The following is a 15,379-nucleotide window of genomic DNA, read 5'->3' on the forward strand; positions in this document are numbered from 1 at the left end:
GTGTGCGCTTCCCTTGGCCGAGGGCAACATTGTGGTTATGGTTGCGTCTCAACCGCCCGCCAACAGAGCCAATCCATCAGCATGACCGAGACAGAGCCGAAAACCGCCGAGGATCTTTTCCGTTTCCTCGACAGCCTGAACATTGCCCATTCGACCAAGACGCACCCGCCGGTCTTCACGGTTGCCGAGTCCGAAAGCCTGCGTGACGAGATCCCCGGCGGCCACACCAAGAACCTGTTCGTGAAGGACAAGAAGGACCAGTATTTCGTCCTGACGGTCGAGGAACGCGCGACGGTCGACCTGAAGACCGTGCACAAGGTGATCGGAGCGTCGGGCCGCGTCTCGTTCGGGCGGCCCGAAATGCTTCTGGACTATCTCGGCGTGGTTCCCGGCTCGGTGACGGTATTCGGTGCCTTCAACGATACGGGACGCAATGTCACCTTCGTGCTCGACGAAGACCTGATGAAGCACGACACCATCAACGGCCATCCGCTGTCGAACGATGCCACCACGTCGATCGGGCGCGACGATCTCATCCGTTTTCTGGAAGCGACCGGCCATCCGCCGCTTGTCTTGAAAGTGACAGACTGACATACGATCTTTGCAGCCTATATGGCAAAGATGCGAAAGCGTTCCCGGGAGAACATTCATGAGCGGCAGCAATAACCCCTATGGCGGTTCTTACGGCGGACAGATGACCGCCTCGGCGAGTTTTGGCGCGGCACCCGCCACGTCGGCGCCTGCAGGGAGTTACGTGTCCGATACGAGCACGGCCGGTTTCACCAAGGATGTTCTGGAAGAATCGCGCCGCCAGCCGGTTCTCGTCGATTTCTGGGCGCCGTGGTGCGGTCCCTGCAAGCAGCTGACGCCGGTGCTCGAAAAGGTCGTCAACGAAGGCCAGGGTCGGGTCAAGCTCGTCAAGATGAATATCGACGATCATCCGTCGATCCCCGGTCAGCTCGGTATCCAGTCGATCCCGGCGGTGATCGCCTTTGTCGATGGTCGTCCGGTCGACGGTTTCATGGGTGCGGTGCCGGAAAGCCAGGTGCGCCAGTTCATCGACAAGCTTGCCGGACCTCCCGGCGCAGAAGATGCGGCCGAGATCGAAGGGGCGCTCGCCGAAGCGGAGGCCTTCCTGGTCGCCGGCGATATCCAAGACGCGGCCCAGCTTTACGGCGCCGTCCTGCAGGCCGATCCGGAAAATGCCAAGGCCGCCGCCGGGATGATGCAGTGCCTGATCGCCATGGGCGAGACGGCTCGCGCCAGCCAGATGCTCGCCTCCCTTCCGGAAGAGCTTGCCAAGGATCCGGCGATCCAGGCGGTCGCCAAGAAGCTCGAGCAGATCGATGAAGCCCGCAAGCTTGGCGATCCCGTGGCTCTCGAGCGCCAGCTCGATGCCAATCCGGACGACCACGACGCCCGCCTGAAGCTTGCCAAGATCCTCAACGTTCAGGGCGAACGGGACAAGGCCGCCGAGCACCTGCTGACGATCATGCGCAAGGATCGCACGTTCGACGACGACGGTGCCCGCCGCCAACTCCTGGCGTTCTTTGATGTCTGGGGACCGAAGGATCCGGCGACCATCGCGGCCCGCCGCCGCCTCTCCTCCATCCTGTTTTCGTAGACAGAGCCCGTTTTCGTGAACACGGGCCTGTGTTCGCAAGCAAGGCCGATCCTCAAGGATTGGCCTTGCGTTCTCCGGTGGGTGCCCCACATTACTTCAATCAGCGAATCTTTGGTCTGAGCCGGTGGTCGTCTGGGAGGTGTCGGACCCATGCATGTGGGAAATGCGAGATATCTGAAGCGCGAGGATCTGCCGGAGACGGTTCCTGTCTTTCCTCTTACCGGCGCATTGCTTCTGCCGGGCGGACAGCTGCCGCTCAACATCTTCGAGCCGCGTTATCTTGCCATGTTCGATGCGGCGCTTGCAGGTAACCGGCTGATCGGTATCGTACAGCCATCGCTGCTTGAATCCGGCGAGGCAGTCGAAGGCCCGCGGGCTCCGCTCTCGACGGTCGGCTGCATCGGCCGCATCACATCGCTTGCCGAAACCGGCGATGGCCGGTACATCACCTCGATCAGCGGCATCTGCCGGTTCCGGCTCATCGAAGAGGTGGGCCACGGCCATCCCTATCGCACCTTCAAGATCGCCCCGATGATGACGGACCTCTCCACCGAGGACGACGAGAGCACGGTCGACCGCACCGAGCTGTTGCGCGTCTTCCGCGCTTATCTTGACGCCAACAAGCTGGAGGCGGATTGGGAAAGCGTCGAGCGCGCCGGCAACCGGACGCTCGTCAACTCCCTGTCGATGATGTCGCCCTTCGGACCTGCGGAGAAACAGGCTCTCCTCGAAGCGCCGGACCTGCGGACCCGCGCTGAAACGCTGATCGCGATCACGGAAATCCTGCTGGCGCGGGATTTTGGCGATTCCGACACCATGCTCCAGTAAGGCCCAAGTCCATGGACGAGAAACTCAGCAAGGTCGATCCCAAACTGCTCGACCTGCTCGTCTGCCCGCTCTCCAAGAGCCGGCTGTCCTTCAACCGAGAGACCAACGAGCTCATCTCCCAGAAGGCGCAGCTCGCCTACCCGATCCGTGACGGTATTCCGATCATGCTGATTTCCGAGGCGCGCAAGATCGAGGACTAACAGGCTGGCTGTTGCCCCTCATCCGCCTGCCGGCACCTTCTCCCCGCTTGCGGGGCGAAGGAGGAACGCGGCGAACTTCCCGCTCTGTTTCCGACGTCGCCACAAGCCGCTTAAGATCGTTCCTTGAGGAGGCCGGCGCGGCATAACCCCTTCGCCCCGCTTGCGGGGAGAAGGTCGCGGCAGCGGGATGAGGGGCTGTGGGCGCGTGCTTAAATCGCCTCGCCCGCCAGCAGCTTCGGGCCGTCTTCGCCGCTCTTTCCCGCCGCTTGGTCGATGAAGAAGCTTTTCAGCTTCGGCATTCGTTCGACAATGCCCAACCCGAAGTCGCGGGCGATGCGGATGGGCGTGATGTCGTTGGAGAACAGCCGGTTCAGCACGTCAGTCGTCACACCCATGCGGAACGTGTCGAAACGCCGCCAGGACTGGTAACGCTCCAGCACGTTGAGTGCGCCGATATCGAGGCCGAGACGATCGGCTTCAACCACCGTTTCGGCGAGCGCCGCGACGTCCTTGAAGCCGAGATTGAGGCCCTGGCCGGAAATCGGGTGAATACCGTGCGCCGCATCGCCGGCAAGGGCGATGCGCGGCGCCACGAAGGCGCGGGCGAGGGTCAGGCCGAGCGGGAAGGCGCGTTTGTCGCCGACCACCGTCAGTTCGCCGAGCTTGTGGCCGAAGCGGCGCTGCAGTTCCTCCTCGAACACCAGGTCGTCGGAGGCAACCAGTCGATTGGCCTCAGTCGTGCGCTCCGTCCAGACGAGCGAGGAGCGGTTGTTGGTGAGCGGCAGGATGGCAAACGGGCCGGACGGCAGGAAATGTTCTTCCGCCACACCTTCATGCGGCCGCTCGTGAGCAACCGTCGCGACGATGCCCGACTGGCCGTAATCCCAGGTGACGGTCTTGATGCCGGCCATGTCGCGCAGTTTGGAGCGCACGCCGTCGCAGGCGACCAGAAGGCGGGTTTCGACGGCCGAACCGTCGGAGAGCGACACGGTGCAGCGGGTGCTGCCGGACTGGAAGCCGGTGGCGGAAAGTCCGTGGCGGATGGCAATCCCGAGGCGTTCGGCGGCGCCGCGCAGTGCCCGCACCATGGCGACGTTCGGCACCATATGGGCGAACGGCCTGCCTTCCTCGATTTCGCCGTCGAAGGTGAGGAAGACCGGGCGCACCGGATCGGACGTGCGGCTGTCGGTGACAACCATCCGGTTGATCGGCTGAGCGTCCACGGCAATCTCGTTCCAGACGCCGATGACGTCCAGCATGCGGGTTGCGGCGGCGATGATGGCGGAGGCTCGCTCGTCCTTTTCCCAGACGCCGGCAGGAGCCGCCTCGATCACCTCGACCTGCAGATGCGGCGCTGCCTGCTTGACCGCGACAGCGGCGGCGAGACCCACATAACCGCCTCCTACAACCAGCATGTCCAGCATTTGCCTAAACTCCCGTGAGACTTGAGAATATCATGTGGTGGATATAGATCATCCGACAGCCGCTTCCTATCGCCGGAGTTCGTCATAATGTCGCGCCAGACCGAATCCCCCTCCGCCATGGAACAGCTGATCGCGACTCTCGACCTCGAAAAGCTCGAGGAGAACATCTATCGCGGCACCAGTCCCGATGTAGGGTGGCAGCGGGTTTTCGGCGGACAAGTGATCGCCCAGGCCCTGATGGCCACCCAGCGGACCGTCGCGGCCGATCGTTTCGTGCATTCGCTGCATGCCTATTTCATGCGTCCCGGCGATCCTTCCGTTCCGATCCTCTATCAGGTGGAGCGCATCCGCGACGGGTCAAGCTTCACCACTCGGCGGGCGGTGGCGGTGCAGCACGGTAAGGCGATCTTCGCCATGTCTGCTTCGTTCCAGGTGGAGGAGGACGGTTATGATCACCAGATCGACATGCCTTCGGTGACGCAGCCGGAAGATCTGATGGGGGAGAAGGAGTTCAAGGAACTCTTCCTCAAAAAGGCGCCGGAGAATGTGCGTCGCTACTGGAGCCGGGAGCGGCCGATCGAAGTGCGTCCGACCTCGCTCGTGCACTATCTCACCAGGGACAAGCTCGAACCGCGGCAGGACATCTGGGTTCGCACCGTCGGGCAGGTGCCGTCCGACCGTCACTATCAGGCCGCCGTGCTCGCCTATCTTTCCGACATGACGTTGCTCGACGCATCGCTCTATCCGCACGGCACGTCGATCTTCGATCCGACACTTCAGGCGGCGAGCCTCGACCATGCGATGTGGTTTCATCGGCCCGTCACATTTGACGACTGGCTCCTCTACACGCAGGACAGTCCCAGCGCCTCCGGCGCCCGCGGAATGACCCGCGGCAGCATTTACACCCGTTCTGGCACACTGATCGCCTCAGTCGCCCAGGAAGGATTGATTCGGAAAAAGGCAAATGATTAATAGTTGTGCAATTTTTCAAATTTGCACAAGTTTTGGACGTGATTGCGCCATCCAAATGCCCGTTTTTTGAGACCGGCTGTTTAGTTCTTTACATTTCAATAACTTATACGGTGTCTCGAAACTGGCACGCCCCTTGAATGTATCTGGCCAGTCGCTGTCATGATCTGACGTCGATGAGGAGAGTCGGCCTTGGCCGAGGACAAACAAAGGATGGGAAAGCCAGATGAAAATCGTGATGGCCATTATCAAGCCGTTCAAGCTGGATGAGGTGCGCGAAGCCCTCACGGCTGTCGGTATCCAGGGCCTGACCGTAACCGAAGTCAAAGGTTACGGTCGCCAAAAGGGACATACCGAAATCTATCGCGGTACCGAATATGCCGTAAGTTTTCTGCCAAAACTGAAGATCGAAATCGCAGTCCCCTCCGACCTCGTCGAAAAGGCCGTGGATGCGATCGCTTCGGCCGCCAAGACCGGCCAGATCGGCGATGGCAAGATCTTCGTGTATTCGATCGAGCAGGCCGTGCGCATCCGTACCGGCGAAACCAACACAGAAGCGCTTTGAAGCACGGTTGACAGGGGAGTTTTTTAGCTATGCAATTTAACAGGATTTCCACTCTGGGACGCGTGGGTGCCGCCGCCGCGGCGCTTCTTGCGCCCGCCGTCGCTTTTGCGCAGACGGCCGCCGCACCGGCTGCTGCTGCCGCCGCTGCTCCGGCCATGACGATGGACAAGGGTGACAACACCTGGATGCTCATCTCGACCATTCTCGTCCTGCTGATGACCATTCCGGGCCTCGCGCTCTTCTACGGTGGTCTCGTCCGCGCCAAGAACATGCTGTCCGTGCTGATGCAGGTCTTCATGATCACGGCCGTCGTGATGATCATCTGGGTCACCTACGGCTATTCGCTCGCCTTCACCAACGGCGGTTCGCTGAACAGCTTCGTCGGCGGCTTCTCCAAGATGTTCCTTGCCGGCGTCACCACGTCGTCGCTTGCCGAGACCTTCACCAAGGGCGTCGCCATTCCGGAACTGACCTTCGTCTGCTTCCAGATGACGTTTGCCTGCATCACGCCGGCCCTGATCGTCGGCGCCTTTGCCGAGCGCATCAAGTTCTCGGCCGTCATGCTCTTCGTCATCCTGTGGGTCACGTTCATCTATTTCCCGATGGCGCACATGGTCTGGTTCTGGGGTGGCCCGAGCGCCTATGCGGATCCGTCCGGCCTGATCTTCTCCTATGGAGCGATCGATTTTGCCGGCGGCACCGTCGTACACATCAATGCCGGCATTGCGGGCCTCGTCGGCGCGATCATGCTCGGCAAGCGCACCGGCTACAAGAAGGACATCATGGCTCCGCACTCCATGACCCTTACCATGGTCGGCGCTTCGCTCCTCTGGGTCGGCTGGTTCGGCTTTAACGCCGGCTCCAACCTCGAAGCCAACGCCTACGCATCGCTCGCCATGATCAACACCTTCGTCGCGACGGCTGCCGCCGCCGTGTCGTGGTGCCTGGTTGAAACCTTCTCCCGCGGCAAGGCCTCCATGCTGGGTGCTGCCTCGGGTGCGGTTGCCGGTCTCGTCGCCGTCACCCCGGCTGCCGGTTTTGCCGGCCCGATGGGCTCGATCGTTCTCGGCCTCATCGTATCGCCGGTCTGCTACTTCTTCGTCGACGTGGTGAAGAACAAGTTCAACTACGACGACTCGCTTGATGTCTTCGGCGTCCATTGCGTCGGCGGCATCCTCGGCGCCATCGGCACCGGTATCCTCGTCAACCCGGCACTCGGCGGTGCAGGCATCGTCGATTATTCGACGGCCGACTTCGCTGCCTCCTATTCCGGCACCGCGACCCAGGTCTGGGCACAGTTCAAGGGCGTCCTAACCACCCTCCTGTGGTCGGGCATCGGTTCGGCGATCCTCTACAAGGTCGTCGACCTGATCGTCGGCCTGCGCGTCACCGTCGAAGCCGAACGCGAAGGTCTCGACCTCGCGACCCACGGCGAAGCGGCGTATCACGCGTCCTGATCTACGGCTCGCGGCGGCGGGTGACCGCTGCCGCAGCACGTTGTATCGTGGTTTTTGTTCAAACTGCATTGGCCCGGGTTTCGACCCGGGTTTTTTATTCATGTTTTCAGCCTCCGCCAGACCCGTTGTGGTTAAAGGGACATTAACCACCATCGCGCTATTCTCCGCTGGAATTGCGTGAATCAGCTCTCAGGTTGCCGATTCGCGCTTGTAGTTGCGTTCAAGGACGGCGGGCAGACACGATGGGCAGAAGCAGTTCAGCGGCTATGGCAAACCGGTCCACCCGCCTGGTGCTCACCGCCTTCGTGTGGCGCCAGGCGCTGGCGCTCGCCGGTTTCGGGATATTCTTCGCGCTGGCGCTGGCGGTTGCCGCACTGGCAACCTGGAACGTCGCCGACCCAAGCTTCTCCTATGCGACCGACAATGCGCCGACCAATCTCCTGGGCTTCCCGGGGGCTGCCTTCGCTGACCTGATGATGCAGTTCCTCGGCCTTGCAAGCCTCGTCGCCCTGCTGCCGGTGCTCGCCTTCGCTCTGGCTTTGATCGCGGGGCGTAAATACGACCGCGTTCCGGCGCGCCTTGCGGCCTGGGGCGGCGGCACGCTGCTGGCGTCTGCGACATTGGGCTGCTTTCCCGCACCGCTCACCTGGCCGATCCCGAACGGCATCGGCGGCGTCATCGGCGATATGATCCTGCGGTTCCCGGCATTGTTCGTCGGCGCCTATCCGACCGGTACCGTGGCGGTCGTCCTCGGCTGCATCTTCACCGTCCCCTGCGCCTGGCTGATGCTGTTTGCATCGGGCCTGGTCGGCGAAGCCTTCGAGGACGACGCCGAGGATGACGATCAGCCTGTTGCCGCCGCCAAGACCCGCTCCAAGCGCGAGGAGATCGAGGAAGAGGACGACGAGGACCGGTTTGCTGGTTTCCTGGCGTTCGGCGCTCTTGCTCACTACTGGTATATCGCCCAGGCGCGGTTACGCCGTCTCGCCGGCATCAAGCCGCGCCGCCGGATGGAATTCGACCAACCCTACGATTTCAACGAGGACGAATTCGGGACGCTGAACGAGCCGGTCCGCGCGAGATCGGCGCCTGTCGTGCCCGGCCGTCGCATGGAACCTTCGCTTGACGGTCCGGCCGAGCGGGTCACCTCGCCGCGCCGGGTGGTGGCCGCTCCGCCGATTTCCAGCCATGACGAAGACGACGATTACGATCCGCCGTTCGACCGGGACGACATGCCGCCGCGCCCCGCGGGCATCTTGGCCGATGACGACGAGGACGATGATGCGCCGTTCGTCGCCTCGCGCGCACCGCAGACCGTCAATGGCGTCCGCGTCCAACAGCGCGTCGCGCCCTCGGCCACGCCGCCGAGACCGAGCGCTCGTGTCGCCCGCGAGGCCCAAGGCTCGTTCATAGCGCCTGACGGGTTCCAGCTTCCATCCGTGCACCTCCTTAGCGAACCGAAGGCCGTTGCCCGCGACGCCTCGCTGTCCGCCGATGCGCTGGAACAGAATGCCCGCCTTCTGGAAGGCGTTCTCGAAGATTTCGGCGTCAAGGGCGAGATCATCCATGTCCGCCCCGGCCCGGTCGTCACGCTTTACGAACTCGAGCCTGCACCGGGCATCAAGTCGTCGCGCGTCATCGGCCTTGCGGACGATATTGCCCGTTCAATGAGCGCGATCGCCGCCCGCGTCGCCGTCGTTCCCGGCCGCAACGCGATCGGTATCGAACTGCCGAACCGCACCCGCGAGACGGTCTACCTGCGCGAAATGATCGGCAGCAAGGATTTCGAAAACAGCAAGGCGAAGCTCGCCATGGCGCTCGGCAAGACGATCGGCGGCGAGCCCGTCGTCGCCGACCTTGCCAAGATGCCGCATCTGCTCGTCGCCGGCACCACCGGTTCGGGTAAATCGGTCGCCATCAACACCATGATCCTGTCGCTTCTCTACCGCTACACGCCGGAGAAGTGCCGCCTGATCATGATCGACCCGAAAATGCTCGAACTCTCCGTCTATGACGGCATCCCGCACCTCCTGTCGCCTGTGGTCACCGACCCGAAGAAGGCTGTCGTTGCGCTCAAGTGGACCGTCCGGGAGATGGAAGAGCGCTACAAGAAGATGTCGAAGATCGGTGTGCGCAACATCGACGGCTTCAACAGCCGCGTCGAGCAGGCGATGGAAAAGGGCGAGGTACTGACCCGCACCGTGCAGACCGGTTTCGACCGTCATACCGGTGAGGCCATGTACGAGACGGAAGAATTCGATCTCGCACCGATCCCCTACATCGTCGTGATCATCGACGAAATGGCCGACCTGATGATGGTCGCCGGCAAGGATATCGAAGGCGCCGTGCAGCGCCTGGCGCAGATGGCGCGTGCCGCCGGCATCCATGTGATCATGGCGACGCAGCGCCCTTCGGTCGACGTCATCACCGGCACGATCAAGGCGAACTTCCCGACCCGCATTTCCTTCCAGGTCACCTCGAAGATCGACAGCCGCACCATTTTGGGCGAGCAGGGCGCCGAACAGTTGCTCGGCATGGGCGACATGCTCTACATGGCCGGTGGCGGCCGCATCCAGCGCGTCCACGGGCCCTTCGTCTCCGATACGGAGGTCGAAGACATCGTCGCCTACTTGAAAACTCAAGGGCACCCCCAATATCTCGATGCGATCACGGCCGATGACGACGAGGACGGCGACGGTTCCGGCCCGGCCGGCATGTCCAACCTCGCGGAGTCGGACGATCCCTATGATCAAGCGGTGGCGATCGTGCTGCGGGACGGCAAGGCGTCGACGTCCTATGTCCAGCGCCGTCTCGGCATCGGCTACAACCGTGCCGCCTCGCTCATCGAGCGGATGGAGCAGGAAGGGCTGATCGGGCCGGCCAACCATGCCGGCAAACGCGAAATCCTGGTGCCGACCGAGGGCGACATCCTCGAACGGTAAGGCTTTCGTGATCGCCACGGGCGCGGCCATCAAGCCGCCGCCTTTGGTGCGGAGGAATAACGAAAGGAGACTAGAATGAAGAACGAAAAGACCATCCTTTCAAACATCAATTCCAGCGCGCTCGGCCGCCGGCAGTTTTCGCTGGGGCTTGCGGGCCTGGCAGCGGCTGCCTTTGCGCCGAACGTCGGCTTCGCCCAGAGCGCCGGCAGTGCTGCGGCTCAGAAGATCGCCGACCACTTCTCGTCGGTCAAAACCATGATGGGCGAATTCGTGCAGTTCGGCCCGCGCGGAGAGCAGACCGGCGGCAAATTTTTTATCGAGCGACCCGGCAAGCTGCGCTTCAACTTCGAGGATCCGTCGCCGATCCGTGTCATTGCCGACGGCAAGAACGTTGTCATCGGCAATATGAAGCTCAAGACCTGGGATATCTATCCGCTTTCCAAGACGCCGCTCAGCCTGCTTTTGGCGAGCCGTATCGACCTTGGCAACCAGATGGTCCGCGACGTCAAGGAAGAGTCCGATCTGACCACCATCGTACTCGGCAACAAGACCGTCTTCGGCGATTCGACCATTACCATGATGTTCGATTCCAAGACCTACGACCTGCGCCAATGGACGATCACCGACGCCCAGAACAAGGATACGTCGGTGATGATCTACAACGTCCAGAACGGCGTGAACCTGGACGAAAAGGTCTTCACCATCCCCTATGAGGACGTCCGCAAGGGCTGACCTCGGCAGGGCCTGAACTGAATAAGGGGCTGCGCTTCATTGCGCGGCCCTTTTCGCTTCTCAGGGGTCGCAAAATTTCCTAAAGCTCGCGGGCGAAGCCCGAGGGATATCATGACATTTTCGATCACGACCTGGAATATCAACTCCGTGCGGCTGCGCATGCCGATCGTCCAGCAGTTCCTCGTCCGCTACAAGCCGGACATTCTCTGCCTGCAGGAAATCAAGTGCCAGGAGCCGGAGTTTCCGCTGCAGCCGCTGAAGGATCTCGGTTACCAGCACATCATCATCCACGGCCAGAAGGGTTATCACGGCGTTGCCATAGCCTCGAAGGTGCCGCTCCTTGAAGACCATCGTCAGAACTACTGCAATGTCGGCGATGCCCGGCACATCTCGGCGATCTTCGAGCGCGGCTCGCGGCGGATCCGCCTGCATAATTTCTACGTGCCCGCCGGCGGCGACGAGCCGGACCGGACGATCAACCCGAAATTCGGCCACAAGCTCGATTTCGTCGAGGAGATGAAGGCATTGAAGGCCGATGCCATGCCCGGCATCTCGTCGATCCTCGTCGGCGATCTCAACATCGCGCCGCTGGAGCACGACGTCTGGTCACACAAGCAGCTCCTGAAGATCGTCAGCCACACGCCTGTCGAGACCGATGGCATGAAGGAGATCATCGCCAAGGGCGGCTGGCTCGACCTGATGCGCCAGCACACGCCGGAGCCGGAGAAGATCTATACGTGGTGGAGCTACCGCGCCAAGGACTGGGAAGCGGCAAACAAGGGCCGCCGGCTCGACCATATCTGGTCCTCGCCCGACCTCGGGCCGTTCCTCGACCGCATCGACGTGCTGAAGGAAGCCCGCGGCTGGAACCAGCCTTCGGACCATGTGCCGGTGACGGCGGTGTTCAAGTTCTGAGATAGGTAGATTATCCGTCGCGATATGCTGCGGGACTGTGGCCCCCTCATCCGCCTACCGGCACCTTCTCCCCGCTGGGGAGAAGAGATATGCCGCGCCGCGGCTGTTCTTCCTCTCCCCTCGGGGAGAGGATGGCCGAGCAAAGCGGAGGCCGGGTGAGGGGGCTGCGGGCCCGGTTAAATTAATAGGAAGCCTCAGGCAAACCGATCCTGCATCGCCGCCGCCGCCTTGGCGAGGCTGGCGATATTGTCGCGGATGCGGCTTTCGATCACCCGGCCGACCTGCGGATATTCCTCCAGCAGGCGGTGGAACAGCGAGCGGCTGATCTTCAGGGCCTCGGAGTCCTCGATCGCCACGGCGGTGAACTTGCGCTCCACCATGGTCACGAGCGCCAGCTCCGACAGAAGGGTACCGGGACCGACCGTCGCTTCCACCTTCATCTCGCCACTGCGGTCCGCCATCAGCAGTTCGAAGCGACCCCTTGCGACGATGAAGGCCGATTCCGCCGGGGATTTCTCCCGAAACAGCTGCTGGCCGGTCGTCACCTGCCGCCGCTCGGCACCGAAGGCGACGAGGCGCAGCTGGTCGTCGTTCATGTCCCGGAACAGCGGGACCTGCGAAAGCAGGCGGATATCTTCGGTCAGCGACATCAGGGGCCTTTACGGTACGATCTTGTAGCCGCCGTTTTCGGTGACCAGGATTTCGGCGCTCGACGGATCGCGCTCGATCTTCTGGCGAAGACGGTAGACATGGGTTTCCAGCGTATGCGTAGTGACGCCGGAATTATAGCCCCAGACTTCCTCCAGGAGGACGTCGCGCGTCACTACCTTCTGGCCGGCGCGATAGAGGTAGCGGATGATCGCCGCTTCCTTTTCGGTCAGGCGGATCTTCTTGCCGTCCTCGGTGGTCAGCAGCTTCTGGCTCGGCTTGAAGAGATAGGGGCCGACCGTGAAGGTGGCGTCCTCGCTCTGCTCGTACTGGCGAAGCTGGGCACGGATGCGGGCAAGCAGCACGGCGAAGCGGAAGGGCTTCGTCACATAGTCGTTGGCGCCGGCTTCGAGGCCGAGAATGGTGTCGGAATCGGTGTCGTGGCCGGTCAGCATGATGATCGGCGCCTTGAAACCGTTCTTGCGCAGCAGTTTCACCGCCTCGCGGCCGTCCATGTCCGGCAGGCCGACGTCCATGATCAGCAGGTCGATCTGGGCATTCTTGGCTGTCTGCAGCGCCTTGGCCGCATTCGCCTCCTGGAGGATTGTGAACTCGTCGTAGAACGACAACTGCTCGACAAGCGTCTCGCGCAGATCATCGTCGTCGTCCACCAGGAGTATCGTGCGCGCTGCCATGCGTTCTTGCCTTTCGTCTCGCCGTTGCGTCCAGACTGCTGTTGCAGCCAATCGAAGCGCATTTAGGGCTCCTCGATCTAAATCCCTACAGCATCGACCCAAAAATCGGAATCGATTTTCGGAAAGTACGATGTCTCGATTCAATATGCGCAGCGCTTTAGTGTGCTATGAATTCAAACGAAATCATATTCAAAGCAAAACCTTGTGAGAGAAATGCAGCGTTTTCGCGAGGGAGATCACAAAAAGACTGCCGTCGTCACCGTTCGCACCGCGCCGCGCGACCGGCGCCGGGCGATCGTCGCCTTCGGCGGTATCACCGTGCTGGCGGCGCTCGGGCGATCCGGCACCTCTCCCTTCAAGCGGGAAGGGGATGGTGCAACGCCGATCGCGCCGATGCGCCTTCTCAGCGGTTATGTCCGTGGGGACCGCGTGACGCTGCCCCCGACGCCGCTTTCGATCGCGCGCATCGATAAAGACCTGCTGTGGTGCGACCAGCCGGAGCACCCGTCGTACAATCGACCGGTGAAGGCGCCGTTCCGGCCAAGTCATGAAGAGATGATGCGCGCCGACGGGCTCTACGACATCTGCCTCGTGCTCGACTGGAACGTCACCTCGCGAGCCCGCAACCGCGGCTCGGCGATCTTCTTCCACCTGATCAAGCCCGGCTACCAGCCGACCGCCGGCTGCATCGCCGTCAGCCTTCCCGACATGAAACGGCTGATCCGCTTCATGCGCAAGGGTACGGTGGTGAGGGTGATCGGCTAAGGCCTGCAACGAAAATGCCCGGCGCTGAGGCCGGGCATCTCGAAGTCAGAATTGAAAGACGTTTACTTCCACTCGCGGATGTCGACGAAGTGGCCGGCGACCGCGGCTGCGGCGGCCATGGCCGGCGAGACGAGATGCGTGCGGCCCTTGTAACCTTGGCGGCCCTCGAAATTGCGGTTGGAGGTGGAGGCGCAGCGCTCGCCCGGCTTCAGGCGGTCGTCGTTCATCGCCAGGCACATCGAGCAGCCCGGCTCGCGCCATTCGAAACCGGCATCCTTGAAGATCTTGTCGAGGCCTTCTGCTTCCGCCTGTTCCTTGACGATGCCGGAGCCCGGGACGACCATGGCGGACACGGTCGATGCGACCGTGCGGCCTTCGACAACTTTGGCTGCGGCGCGCAGGTCTTCGATACGGCCGTTGGTGCAGGAGCCGATGAAGACGCGGTCGATGGCGATGTCGGTGATCTTGGTGCCCGGCTTCAGGCCCATATAGTCCAGCGCGCGCCATTTCGAAGTGCGCTTAGTTTCGTCCTGGATATCGTCCGGGTTCGGAACGGAGCCTTCAACCGAGATCACGTCTTCCGGCGAGGAGCCCCAGGAGACAATCGGCGGCAGGTTGGCGGCGTCGAGCACGACGACCTTGTCGAAATGCGCGCCTTCGTCCGTCTGCAGCGTCTTCCAGTAGTCGAGCGCCATATCCCAGGCCTTGCCCTTCGGGGCGCGCGGCTTGTCCTTGATGTATTCGAAAGTCTTTTCGTCCGGCGCGATCAGGCCGGCGCGGGCGCCGCCTTCGATCGTCATGTTGCAGACCGTCATGCGGCCTTCCATGGAGAGTGCGCGGATCGCCTCGCCGGCGAACTCGATGACGTGGCCGGTGCCGCCGGCCGTGCCGATTTCACCGATGATGGCAAGGATGATGTCCTTGGCGGTAACGCCCGGCGGCAGCTGGCCGTCGACGCGCACCAGCATGTTCTTCGCCTTCTTCTGCACCAGCGTCTGGGTGGCGAGCACGTGCTCGACTTCAGACGTGCCGATGCCGTGCGCCAGCGCGCCGAAGGCGCCGTGGGTGGAGGTGTGGCTGTCGCCGCAGACGATGGTCATGCCCGGCAGGGTAAAACCCTGTTCAGGGCCGACGATGTGGACGATGCCCTGGCGAACGTCCTTTTCCGAATAATATTCGACGCCGAAGTCATGGGCGTTCTGGGCAAGCGCCTCCACCTGGATGCGGCTTTCCTCGTTCTTGATGCCTTCGTGGCGGTCGGCAGTGGTCGGCACGTTGTGGTCGACGACGGCAAGCGTCTTTTCCGGCGCGCGGACCTTGCGGCCGGCGATGCGCAGGCCTTCGAATGCCTGCGGCGACGTCACTTCGTGAACGAGGTGACGGTCGATATAGAGAAGACAGGTGTGGTTCTCATCCTCGGAAACGACGTGGTCGTCCCAGATCTTGTCATAAAGGGTGCGAGGTGCGCTCATGGCTGCTGTCCGTATAGCTGACTGAAACAGGAAATGGGTATCCGGCAGCTTAGGGCTGCCTCAAGCTGAGGAAGGTCAGCTAAGTCGGTCGCAAAGCGCCCCGGATACCCGCGCGAAAAAGCGTGCCGGCAGACGCTTGTGGT

At 62.2% G+C, this 15,379-nt stretch carries 14 protein-coding genes and 1 pseudogene; 11 read left to right on the forward strand and 4 right to left on the reverse strand.

Features of this window, described 5'->3' with window-relative positions; all coding sequences use genetic code 11:
• Positions 1-81 precede the first annotated feature (81 nt).
• From AC1DLT_RS15670 to AC1DLT_RS15685, 4 genes are all read left to right on the forward strand, one after another.
• Positions 82-591 carry a prolyl-tRNA synthetase associated domain-containing protein gene (locus AC1DLT_RS15670; protein WP_477487351.1) on the forward strand — a complete coding sequence of 170 codons (510 nt, stop codon included), beginning with the start codon at positions 82-84 and terminating at the stop codon, positions 589-591.
• Positions 592-649: 58 nt separating this feature from the next.
• The gene (trxA, locus tag AC1DLT_RS15675) at positions 650-1,624 is read left to right on the forward strand and encodes a thioredoxin (protein ID WP_477484986.1); all 975 of its coding nucleotides are present in this window, start codon (positions 650-652) and stop codon (positions 1,622-1,624) included.
• 150 nt (positions 1,625-1,774) lie between these two features.
• On the forward strand, positions 1,775-2,452 hold the full coding sequence (locus AC1DLT_RS15680; RefSeq protein ID WP_477487352.1) for an LON peptidase substrate-binding domain-containing protein: 678 nt from the start codon (positions 1,775-1,777) through the stop codon (positions 2,450-2,452).
• An 11-nt stretch (positions 2,453-2,463) separates the two neighbouring features.
• Positions 2,464-2,652 (forward strand): Trm112 family protein, encoded by a 189-nt coding sequence (locus AC1DLT_RS15685; protein ID WP_038546737.1) that lies wholly within the window; start codon positions 2,464-2,466, stop codon positions 2,650-2,652.
• 209 nt (positions 2,653-2,861) lie between these two features.
• On the opposite strand, the pseudogene AC1DLT_RS15690 reads toward AC1DLT_RS15685, so the two are convergent.
• Positions 2,862-4,079, reverse strand: a pseudogene (locus AC1DLT_RS15690) (ubiquinone biosynthesis hydroxylase); the annotation flags it as partial.
• An 84-nt stretch (positions 4,080-4,163) separates the two neighbouring features.
• On the opposite strand from AC1DLT_RS15690, the gene tesB reads away from it, so the two are divergent.
• The 6 genes from tesB to AC1DLT_RS15720 all read left to right on the forward strand — a co-directional run bounded on the left by tesB (position 4,164) and on the right by AC1DLT_RS15720 (position 11,656).
• The gene (gene tesB / locus AC1DLT_RS15695; protein WP_151044898.1) at positions 4,164-5,048 is read left to right on the forward strand and encodes an acyl-CoA thioesterase II; all 885 of its coding nucleotides are present in this window, start codon (positions 4,164-4,166) and stop codon (positions 5,046-5,048) included.
• Between the two features lie 223 nt (positions 5,049-5,271).
• A complete protein-coding gene (locus AC1DLT_RS15700) occupies positions 5,272-5,610 on the forward strand; it encodes a P-II family nitrogen regulator (protein ID WP_007773854.1) in 339 nt (112 codons plus the stop codon).
• Positions 5,611-5,639: 29 nt separating this feature from the next.
• Positions 5,640-7,067, forward strand: a complete 1,428-nt coding sequence (locus AC1DLT_RS15705) for an ammonium transporter (protein WP_038590973.1) — start codon at positions 5,640-5,642, stop codon at positions 7,065-7,067.
• Positions 7,068-7,309: 242 nt separating this feature from the next.
• Entirely contained in the window at positions 7,310-10,009 is a 2,700-nt protein-coding gene (locus AC1DLT_RS15710) for an FtsK/SpoIIIE family DNA translocase (protein ID WP_477487353.1), read from the forward strand.
• A 75-nt stretch (positions 10,010-10,084) separates the two neighbouring features.
• The gene (locus tag AC1DLT_RS15715) at positions 10,085-10,741 is read left to right on the forward strand and encodes an outer membrane lipoprotein carrier protein LolA (RefSeq protein WP_247035523.1); all 657 of its coding nucleotides are present in this window, start codon (positions 10,085-10,087) and stop codon (positions 10,739-10,741) included.
• 111 nt (positions 10,742-10,852) lie between these two features.
• Positions 10,853-11,656, forward strand: coding sequence for an exodeoxyribonuclease III (locus tag AC1DLT_RS15720; protein ID WP_477487354.1), 804 nt, complete (start codon positions 10,853-10,855; stop codon positions 11,654-11,656).
• 194 nt (positions 11,657-11,850) lie between these two features.
• Here AC1DLT_RS15720 and AC1DLT_RS15725 read toward each other — a convergent pair whose 3' ends face one another.
• Both AC1DLT_RS15725 and AC1DLT_RS15730 read right to left on the reverse strand, forming a co-directional pair.
• Positions 11,851-12,306: a cyclic nucleotide-binding domain-containing protein gene (locus tag AC1DLT_RS15725; RefSeq protein ID WP_247035524.1), complete on the reverse strand. Its 456-nt coding sequence runs from the start codon at positions 12,304-12,306 to the stop codon at positions 11,851-11,853.
• A 9-nt stretch (positions 12,307-12,315) separates the two neighbouring features.
• A complete protein-coding gene (locus tag AC1DLT_RS15730) occupies positions 12,316-12,999 on the reverse strand; it encodes a response regulator transcription factor (protein WP_247137241.1) in 684 nt (227 codons plus the stop codon).
• Positions 13,000-13,212: 213 nt separating this feature from the next.
• Between AC1DLT_RS15730 and AC1DLT_RS15735 the strand changes: the two genes are divergently transcribed.
• Complete coding sequence (locus AC1DLT_RS15735) at positions 13,213-13,764, forward strand: L,D-transpeptidase family protein (RefSeq protein WP_477487355.1); 552 nt, start codon at positions 13,213-13,215, stop codon at positions 13,762-13,764.
• A 62-nt stretch (positions 13,765-13,826) separates the two neighbouring features.
• Here AC1DLT_RS15735 and leuC read toward each other — a convergent pair whose 3' ends face one another.
• On the reverse strand, positions 13,827-15,236 hold the full coding sequence (gene leuC / locus AC1DLT_RS15740) for a 3-isopropylmalate dehydratase large subunit (protein WP_477487356.1): 1,410 nt from the start codon (positions 15,234-15,236) through the stop codon (positions 13,827-13,829).
• Positions 15,237-15,379: the final 143 nt, after the last annotated feature.

Source organism: Neorhizobium sp. 05N33 (genome assembly GCF_056397445.1).

Bases quoted from the DNA above. Each gene is read 5' to 3' on its own strand.
- AC1DLT_RS15705 (WP_038590973.1), top strand. From the start codon at position 5,640: ATGCAATTTAACAGGATTTCCACTCTGGGACGCGTGGGTGCCGCCGCC.
- AC1DLT_RS15720 (WP_477487354.1), top strand. From the start codon at position 10,853: ATGACATTTTCGATCACGACCTGGAATATCAACTCCGTGCGGCTGCGC.
- AC1DLT_RS15685 (WP_038546737.1), top strand. From the start codon at position 2,464: ATGGACGAGAAACTCAGCAAGGTCGATCCCAAACTGCTCGACCTGCTC.
- AC1DLT_RS15700 (WP_007773854.1), top strand. From the start codon at position 5,272: ATGAAAATCGTGATGGCCATTATCAAGCCGTTCAAGCTGGATGAGGTG.
- AC1DLT_RS15710 (WP_477487353.1), top strand. From the start codon at position 7,310: ATGGGCAGAAGCAGTTCAGCGGCTATGGCAAACCGGTCCACCCGCCTG.
- AC1DLT_RS15715 (WP_247035523.1), top strand. From the start codon at position 10,085: ATGAAGAACGAAAAGACCATCCTTTCAAACATCAATTCCAGCGCGCTC.
- trxA (WP_477484986.1), top strand. From the start codon at position 650: ATGAGCGGCAGCAATAACCCCTATGGCGGTTCTTACGGCGGACAGATG.
- AC1DLT_RS15725 (WP_247035524.1), bottom strand. From the start codon at position 12,306: ATGTCGCTGACCGAAGATATCCGCCTGCTTTCGCAGGTCCCGCTGTTC.
- AC1DLT_RS15735 (WP_477487355.1), top strand. From the start codon at position 13,213: ATGCAGCGTTTTCGCGAGGGAGATCACAAAAAGACTGCCGTCGTCACC.
- leuC (WP_477487356.1), bottom strand. From the start codon at position 15,236: ATGAGCGCACCTCGCACCCTTTATGACAAGATCTGGGACGACCACGTC.
- AC1DLT_RS15670 (WP_477487351.1), top strand. From the start codon at position 82: ATGACCGAGACAGAGCCGAAAACCGCCGAGGATCTTTTCCGTTTCCTC.
- tesB (WP_151044898.1), top strand. From the start codon at position 4,164: ATGTCGCGCCAGACCGAATCCCCCTCCGCCATGGAACAGCTGATCGCG.
- AC1DLT_RS15730 (WP_247137241.1), bottom strand. From the start codon at position 12,999: ATGGCAGCGCGCACGATACTCCTGGTGGACGACGACGATGATCTGCGC.
- AC1DLT_RS15680 (WP_477487352.1), top strand. From the start codon at position 1,775: ATGCATGTGGGAAATGCGAGATATCTGAAGCGCGAGGATCTGCCGGAG.